Source organism: Cellulomonas rhizosphaerae (assembly GCF_003470205.1).
GTDB classification, from domain to species: domain Bacteria; phylum Actinomycetota; class Actinomycetes; order Actinomycetales; family Cellulomonadaceae; genus Cellulomonas; species Cellulomonas rhizosphaerae.
The window spans coordinates 1-7,760 of record NZ_QWKP01000092.1 but is presented as its reverse complement, the minus strand read 5'-3'; the positions used below and the strand labels follow the sequence as shown (position 1 = coordinate 7,760).

General features: G+C 72.2%; 6 protein-coding genes and 1 pseudogene. All 7 read right to left on the bottom strand.

Annotated elements, in window-relative coordinates:
- Window positions 1–550 (bottom strand): RDD family protein (locus D1825_RS01850; protein WP_199721461.1); only part of this gene is annotated, 550 nt, incomplete at its 3' end.
- Window positions 551–636: 86 nt separating this feature from the next.
- Window positions 637–1,644, bottom strand: coding sequence for a polyprenyl synthetase family protein (locus tag D1825_RS01845; RefSeq protein ID WP_118765796.1), 1,008 nt, complete (start codon window positions 1,642–1,644; stop codon window positions 637–639).
- A 38-nt stretch (window positions 1,645–1,682) separates the two neighbouring features.
- Complete coding sequence (gene nuoN, locus D1825_RS01840) at window positions 1,683–3,350, bottom strand: NADH-quinone oxidoreductase subunit NuoN (protein WP_118765795.1); 1,668 nt, start codon at window positions 3,348–3,350, stop codon at window positions 1,683–1,685.
- Window positions 3,347–4,885, bottom strand: a complete 1,539-nt coding sequence (locus D1825_RS01835; protein WP_118765794.1) for an NADH-quinone oxidoreductase subunit M — start codon at window positions 4,883–4,885, stop codon at window positions 3,347–3,349. The genes nuoN and D1825_RS01835 overlap by 4 nt, the downstream gene beginning before the upstream one ends.
- Window positions 4,886–4,900: 15 nt before the next feature.
- On the bottom strand, window positions 4,901–6,889 hold the full coding sequence (gene nuoL, locus D1825_RS01830) for an NADH-quinone oxidoreductase subunit L (RefSeq protein WP_118765793.1): 1,989 nt from the start codon (window positions 6,887–6,889) through the stop codon (window positions 4,901–4,903).
- 10 nt (window positions 6,890–6,899) lie between these two features.
- Entirely contained in the window at window positions 6,900–7,199 is a 300-nt protein-coding gene (gene nuoK / locus D1825_RS01825) for an NADH-quinone oxidoreductase subunit NuoK (RefSeq protein ID WP_118765792.1), read from the bottom strand.
- A pseudogene (locus tag D1825_RS01820) lies at window positions 7,196–7,760 on the bottom strand (NADH-quinone oxidoreductase subunit J); the annotation flags it as partial. The pseudogene D1825_RS01820 and the gene nuoK, both read right to left, overlap by 4 nt.

Below are 7,760 nucleotides of genomic sequence, written 5' to 3'. Positions count from 1 at the left end.
GCGGGGCGGGCGGCGGGGGCGCCGAGCCGACCGCACGCTCGACCGCCTGGTTCCACGCACCGGCGCCGCCCGGCTTGCGCGGGCGCAGCGCCGAGGCGCGCAGCACGAGCGTGCCGGCCGCCTTGTCGTGCCAGCCGCGCTGCGCGGGGCCGTTGTCCCACGCGCCCGAGGCGACCACGACGATCTGGCCGACGAAGCAGGCGATGGCCCCCGCGGCGACGACGAGCTGGCGCACCAGGATGGCGAGCAGCCCGGCGGGACGGGCCGTGCGGGCGGAGACGGTGCGGTAGCCGAGCAGCCAGCCACCCGCGGTCGCGCCGGTGTACGACTCGGCGACCCACTGGCCGATGCCGACGAGGCCGGCGAGCGCGAGCGGCGCGACCAGCCGGGCCGACGAGCTGTCGACCGCGATCCCGATGCCGACGCCGATCCCGTACGCGAGAGCCGCGACGAGCCCGTCGATCAGGTACGCGAGCACGCGACCGCCGATGGGCGCGACGGTCCCGGGAGTCACCGCGACCCCGGTGCCCTCGAAGGTGGTGCTGCTCACGTGACCCCCCAACTCGGTCCGCGGCCGCCGTGGCCGCGCGGGACATCGTGCCAGATCCCGGCCCCCACAGGGCACGCGAGAGCGCGTCAGGACGCGCGGTCCACCAGCAGGTCCGCGAAGGCGACCAGCGCGTCCTTGACCGGCCCGTCGGGCAGCGGCGCGAGCTCGGCCGCGGCCGCGTGCGCCAGGGCCACCGCACGCTGCCGGGTGAGCTCGACGACCGGGTGCTCGGCGAGGGCCGCGACGGCCGCGGCGAGCGCCTCGTCGCCGGACAGGTCGGCGTCCAGCAGGGCCAGGGCGGCGTGGTCCTCGTCCGTCGCGTCGGGACCGGCGGCCCGCGCCCGCAGCAGCAGCGCGGGCATCGTCGGGACACCCTCGCGCAGGTCCGTGCCGGGCGTCTTGCCCGTCACCGAGCCGTCGGAGGTGAGGTCGATGACGTCGTCGGCCAGCTGGAACGCGACGCCGATGCGCTCGCCGAACGCCGTCACCGTCGCGACCACGTGCGGGGGGCAGCCGGCGAACATCGCGCCGAGGCGCGCGGACGTGGCGATCAGCGACGCGGTCTTGTCCGCGAGAACCTGCAGGTAGTGCTCGACCGGGTCCTCGTCCGGGCGCGGGCCGACGGTCTCGTGCAGCTGGCCGAGGCACAGCCGCTCGAACGTCGCGGACTGGATCCGCACCGCCTCCGGGCCCAGGCCCGCCACGGTCGACGACGCGCGCGCGAAGAGGAGGTCGCCCGTGAGGATCGCGACCGAGTTGCCCCAGACCTCGTGCGCGGAGGGCGCACCGCGGCGCAGGGGCGCGGAGTCCATGACGTCGTCGTGGTAGAGCGTGGCGAGGTGGGTGAGCTCGACCACGACGGCGGCGTCGAGGACCTCGCGGCGCGCACCGTCACCGAGCTCCGCGGTCAGCAGCGTGAGCATGGGCCGCAGTCGCTTGCCGCCCGCGTTGACCAGGTGGCGCGAGGCGGTGTCGGCGAGGGCGTCGGCGTGCGCGACGGCGTCACGCAGGCGCTCCTCGACCAGGGCGAGGCGGTCCGTCAGGCGCTCGGCAAGGGCCGGGTCGGCCAGCGGGATGGCCGTCGTCGAAGTCACGGGACGAACCTATCTCGCCCCGGGCGTGGTCACGGACCTCACGGCAGGAACGTCGACATGTGGGAGATCACGTCGAGTACCGGCGTCGGGAAGACGCCGAGCACGATGGTGGTCAGCGCGCACAGCCCGATGGCGACTGCCGCGAAGCCTTCGGTGCCGACGACCGTCGTCGTGAGCGCCGGCGCCTTCTCGGCCACGAGCGTCGCGACCGCGGGCGACGTGCCGCCACCGACGGCGACGTCGGTCTCCTCCGGGGCGGCAGCTGCCGCGGGGGCCTCGTCGGCCGGGGCGTCCGAGAAGAACATCAGCACGACGATGCGCACGTAGAAGAACGCGGCACCGGCCGACGCGAGCACGCCGAGCAGCGCGAGCGGCCATGCGCCGCCGTCGACCGCCGCGGAGAACACCCCGAACTTTCCGACGAAGCCGGCCGTGAGCGGGATGCCCGCGAACGAGAACAGGAAGAGCGCGAACGCGCCCGCGTGCCACGGGTGCCGCCGGCCGATGCCGGCCCACTGCGACAGGTGCGTCGCCTCGCCGAGGATCACGCCGTCGGCGTCCCGCTCGCGCACGAGCCAGACGACGCCGAAGGCGCCGATCGTCGCGGCGCCGTAGACGAGCAGGTAGAACAGCACCGCGGAGACGCCGGCCGCGTCCAGCGCGACCACGCCCGTGAGGATGAACCCTGCGTGCGCGACCGAGGAGTAGGCGAGCAGCCGCTTCATGTCCGTCTGCACCATCGCGATGACCGTGCCGACGACCATCGTCAGGATCGTCACGGTCCACATGACCACGTCGAGGTCCCACTGCAGGCCCGGGATCACCGTGTAGACGACGCGCAGCAGCGCGCCGAACGCGGCGACCTTGGTGCACGCGGCCATGAAGCCGGTGATCGGCGTCGGGGCGCCCTGGTAGACGTCGGGGGTCCACGCGTGGAACGGGACGGCGCCGATCTTGAACAGCAGGCCGGCGAGCACCATCACGGCGCCGACCAGCAGGAGCGTGTCGAGGCCGGTCGGGTTCTGCGTGGCCGTCGCGATGTCGGCGTAGCTCAGCGAGCCGGCGTAGCCGTAGACCAGCGCGATGCCGAACAGCATGAGCGCCGAGGCGAACGCGCCGAGCAGGAAGTACTTCATGGCCGCCTCCTGCGAGAGCAGCCGGCGGCGGCGCGCCATGCCCGTGAGCAGATAGAGCGGCAGCGAGAGGACCTCGAGCGCGACGAACAGCGTCAGCAGGTCCCCCGTGGCGGGGAAGATCAGCATGCCGCCCGTGGCGAACAGCACGAGCGGGTAGACCTCGGTCTGTGCCAGGCCCTGGCGGCGCGCGAGCTCCTCGTAGTCGGAGCCGGGCACGGAGGCGGCGGACGGCGCGAAGGCGTCCTCGCCCGTGCTGGTCCGGTCCGCGATGATCAGCAGCGAGATCAGCGCCAGCAGCGCGATCGTGCCCTGCAGCACGAGGGTCGGCCCGTCGACGATCAGCGAGGTGCCGAGCACGCGCACGCCGCCCGACGACTTCACGCCGCTCCACAGCGCGGCCACGGCCACGATCGCGCCCGCCAGGGCAGCGGCGGAGAACGCGAGCTGCACAGTGCGCCGGCGGCGGGCCGGGACGAACGCCTCGAGCAGCACGCTGACCGCGGCGGCGCCCAGGACGATGAGGACGGGGCTCAGGTGCGCCCAGTCGACGTGCGGGGCCGTGAACGTCACGGGTTGCTCCCTTCAGCGGCGCTGGCGGGCAGGTCGGTGACGCCCACCTGCTCGAGCGTGACGGAGGCCGGCGGGCGGACCAGGTCGAGCGCGGGTCCGGGCACGAAACCGAGGACGAGCATCGCCAGGAGCAGGGGCGCGACGGCCCACCGCTCGCGGTTGCGCATGTCCGGCATCGTCTCGAGACCGTCGCGCACGGGGCCCGTGAAGATCCGCTGGTAGGTCCACAGCACGTAGATCGCGGCGAGGACCACGCCCAGCGAGGCGACGATCGCCGCGGCGGGGTGCCGCGCGAACGTGCCGACCAGCACGAGGAACTCGGAGACGAACGTCGACAGGCCGGGCAGCGACAGCGCCGAGAGGCCCGCGACCAGGAACGTGCCCGCGATGACCGGCACGACCTTCTGCAGCCCGCCGAAGTCGGCGATGTCCTGCGACCCGCGCCGGGCCACGAGGAACCCGGCGATGAGGAACAGCGCCCCCGTCGAGAGGCCGTGGTTGACCATGTAGAACGACGAGCCGGCCACCGACGTGGACGTGAACGCGAAGATCCCCAGCACGATGAAGCCGAAGTGCGACACCGAGGTGTAGGCGATCAGGCGCATGAGGTCCTTCTGCCCGATCGCGAGCAGCGCGCCGTAGATGATCGAGATGATCGCCAGCACGATGACGAACGGCGCCGCCCAGCGGGAGGCCGCGGGGAACAGCGGCAGGCACAGCGTGAGCATCCCGAACGTGCCGACCTTGTCGAGCACGCCGACGAGCAGCACGGACGTGCCGGGCGTGGCGTTCTGCGCCGCGTCGGGCAGCCACGTGTGCACCGGGAACATCGGCGCCTTGATCGCGAACGCCAGGAAGAAGCCCGCGAACAGCCACTTCTCCAGCGTCGGGTCGATCGCGAGGTTGGTCAGGTTGTCCGTGAGGAACCCGTCCGGACCGCCCGGGCCCTGCAGGTACAGCGCAATGACCGCGACCAGCATGATCAGGCCGCCGGTCAGCGAGTAGATGAGGAACTTGATCGCCGCGTACCGCCGCTGCGCCCCGCCGAAGGCACCGATCATGAAGTAGACCGGGATGAGCATCGCCTCGAACAGGACGTAGAAGAAGAACACGTCCCGCGCGGCGAACACCGCGACGATGAAGGCCTCGAGCACGAGGGCCAGGGCCAGGAAGTGGCGCAGGCGGTCGCTCGGGTCACCCTCGGAGCCCTGCTCGCGCCAGGCGGCGAGCACGACGAGGGGCACGAGCACCACGGACATGAGGATCAGCGCGAGCCCCACGCCGTCGACGCCGACCGCGTAGGAGACCCCCAACGAGGGTATCCACTGGTGCGTCTCGAGCAGCTGGTGCTTGCCCGCCGTGGCGGTGTCGAACGCGAGCAGCGCACCCACGCCGAGGGCGACCTCGGCGAGGGTGAAGGCGAGCGCGACGGTGCGCGTGTGGCGCCGGGCTCCGGCGGGCAGCAGCCACAGCACCGCGGCGCCCACCAGGGGCAGCACGATGAGGGCAGTCAGCCAGGGGAAGTCGGAGGACATCGTGTTGTGCGCTCCTCAGCTCTGGATGACCAGGACGGCGACGACGAGGACGACCAGACCGATGAGCATCGTGGCGGCGTAGGAACGCACGAAGCCGGTCTGGGTCTTGCGAAGGATCTGGCCGAGCCCGACCGTCGTCTGGCCGATGCCGACGGCGCCGCCGTCGACGACTGCCTTGTCGGCGTAGACCAGCGAGCGGGTCAGGTGCTGACCGGGCTCGACGAGCAGGGCGTCGTTGACGGCGTCCTGGTAGAGGTCGACCCGGGCCGCACGCGTGAGCGGCGCACCGATCGGCGGGATGACCGGCACGGTCGAGATCGCGTACCGGCGCCACGCGAGCACCGCCCCGGCGACGACGAGTACGAGCGTGAGCGCGATCAGCACTCCGGCAGGCAGCACGGGCTCGCCGTGCTCCCCGCTGCCCGTGACCGGCGCGAGCCAGTCGACGAACCGCCCGCCGAGGCCGAGCACGAGGCCGAGACCCGCCGAGCCGACGGCCAGGATGATCATCGGCCAGGTCATCAGCGCCGGGGACTCGTGCGGGTGCTGCGGGCTGCCGTCGGTCTTCGTCGACCAGCGCCGCTCGCCCTCGAACGTCATGAAGAACAGGCGCGACATGTAGAACGCCGTGATGCCGGCGCCCAGCAGCGCGACCATGCCGAACACCCAGGCCCGCCACTCCTGCCCGTCGGTCGGGATGAACGCGGCCTCGATGATCTTGTCCTTGGACCAGAAGCCCGAGAACGGGGGGACGCCGAGGATCGCGAGCCAGCCGAGCCCGAAGGTCACGTAGGTGATCTTCATGTAGCGGGCCAGGCCGCCGAACCGGCGCATGTCCACCTGGTCGTCCATCCCGTGCATCACGGAGCCGGCGCCCAGGAACATGCCTGCCTTGAAGAAGCCGTGCGTGACGAGGTGGAAGATCGCGAACGCGTAGCCCGCCGGGCCGAGGCCCGCGGCGAGGACCATGTAGCCGATCTGGGACATCGTCGAGGCGGCCAGCGCCTTCTTGATGTCGTCCTTCGCGCAGCCGACGATCGCCCCGAACAGCAGCGTGATCGCGCCGACGACGACCACGACGAGCTGCGCGGTGGGAGCGGCGTCGAAGATGGCCGACGACCGCACGATCAGGTAGACGCCGGCGGTGACCATGGTCGCGGCGTGGATGAGCGCGGAGACCGGCGTCGGGCCGGCCATCGCGTCGCCGAGCCAGGACTGCAGCGGGAACTGCGCCGACTTGCCGCACGCGGCGAGCAGCAGCATGAGCCCGATGCCCGTGAGCGTCGCCTGGTTGACGCCCGACATGTCGGCGCCGAGCACCGTGCCGAAGTCGACGCCGCCGAACGTCGCGAACATCAGCCCGAGCGCGACGATGAGCCCGATGTCGCCGATGCGGTTGGCGATGAACGCCTTCTTGGCCGCGACCGCGTACGGCGTGCGGTGGTTCCAGAACCCGATGAGCAGGTACGACGCGAGGCCGACGCCCTCCCAGCCGACGAACAGCAGCAGGTAGCTGTCCGCGAGGACGAGCACGAGCATCGCCGCGACGAACAGGTTGAGGTAGGCGAAGAACCGCCGCCGGTCCCGGTCGTGGTCCATGTAGGCCACGGAGTAGACGTGGATCAGGGTGCCGACGAACGTCACCAGCAGCACGAACGTCAGCGACAGCGGGTCCAGCCGCATGCCGGCGTCGAGGTGGAACGCGCCCGCGTCGATCCACGTGCCGAGGTGCACGTCGAGGATGCGCGAGCTCGAGTCGCGGCCGAGCATCGCCAGGAACGTCAGCAGGCCGATCACGAACGCGCCGGCCGAGGCCAGCACGCCGAGCCAGTGGCCCCACTTGTCGGAGCGCCGGCCGAGCAGCAGCAGGATGGCGGCGGAGGCGAGCGGCAGGCCCACGAGCAGCGGCGCGACGGCGTAGATGCCGGCCCGCACCGGCTCGGCCGTGGCCGGGCCGATCTCGCTCAAGGGCACGCTCGTCGCCCAGGTCGTCAGGGTGTGCACGGTCCGCCCCTCAGCTCTTCAGCAGGTTCACGTCGTCGACCGAGGCCGAGCGTCGGGTTCGGTAGATGGACACGATGATCGCGAGCCCGACGACGACCTCGGCGGCGGCCACGACCATGACGAAGAACGCGAGCACCTGGCCGTCGAGCTGGCCGTGCAGCCGCGAGAACGTCACGAGCAGCAGGTTCGTCGCGTTGAGCATGAGCTCGACGCCCATGAACACGATGATCGCGTTGCGCCGCAGCAGCACGGTCGCGGCGCCGATCGAGAACAGGATCCCGGCGAGCACCAGGTAGTGGTCGAGGCTCACTTGCCGTCCCCCTCGAGGTCGACGCCGGCGACGGCGTCCGCGATGTCGGGCGCGTTGACGGGCTGGCCCGCGGGGTCGGCCTCGGGTGGCGTGTTCTCGACGTCTCCCTTGGCGGAGCGGCCCGCGAGCACGCGGTCGATGCGGGCCGCGTACTCGGCCGCGTCCGCCTCCTGGCCGCGCACGCGCAGCACGCGCGGCACGGACGACTCGATCGGGTTGCCGCACGGGTCGAGCGCGGGCACGTCCATCGCGTTGTGCCGGGCGTAGACACCGGGGGCGGGCAGGGGCGCCAGGTGGTGGCCGCCCTCGACGCGCAGGTCGGCGAGCTCGCGCTGGCCGCGCTTGGGGGTCAGGCGCCGGCGGTGGGTGAGCACCAGAGCGCCGAGCGCCGCGGTGACGAGCAGCGCGCCGACGACCTCCATCGCGAACACGTGCTGGGAGAAGATCACCTGCGCGACGCCCTCCGGGTTCGACGGGGCGTTCGCCTCGTCGAGACCCACCGGGTCGGGGTAGATCGCTGTACCGAGGACGCCGGCGAGCACCGCGGCCAGGCCCAGCCCG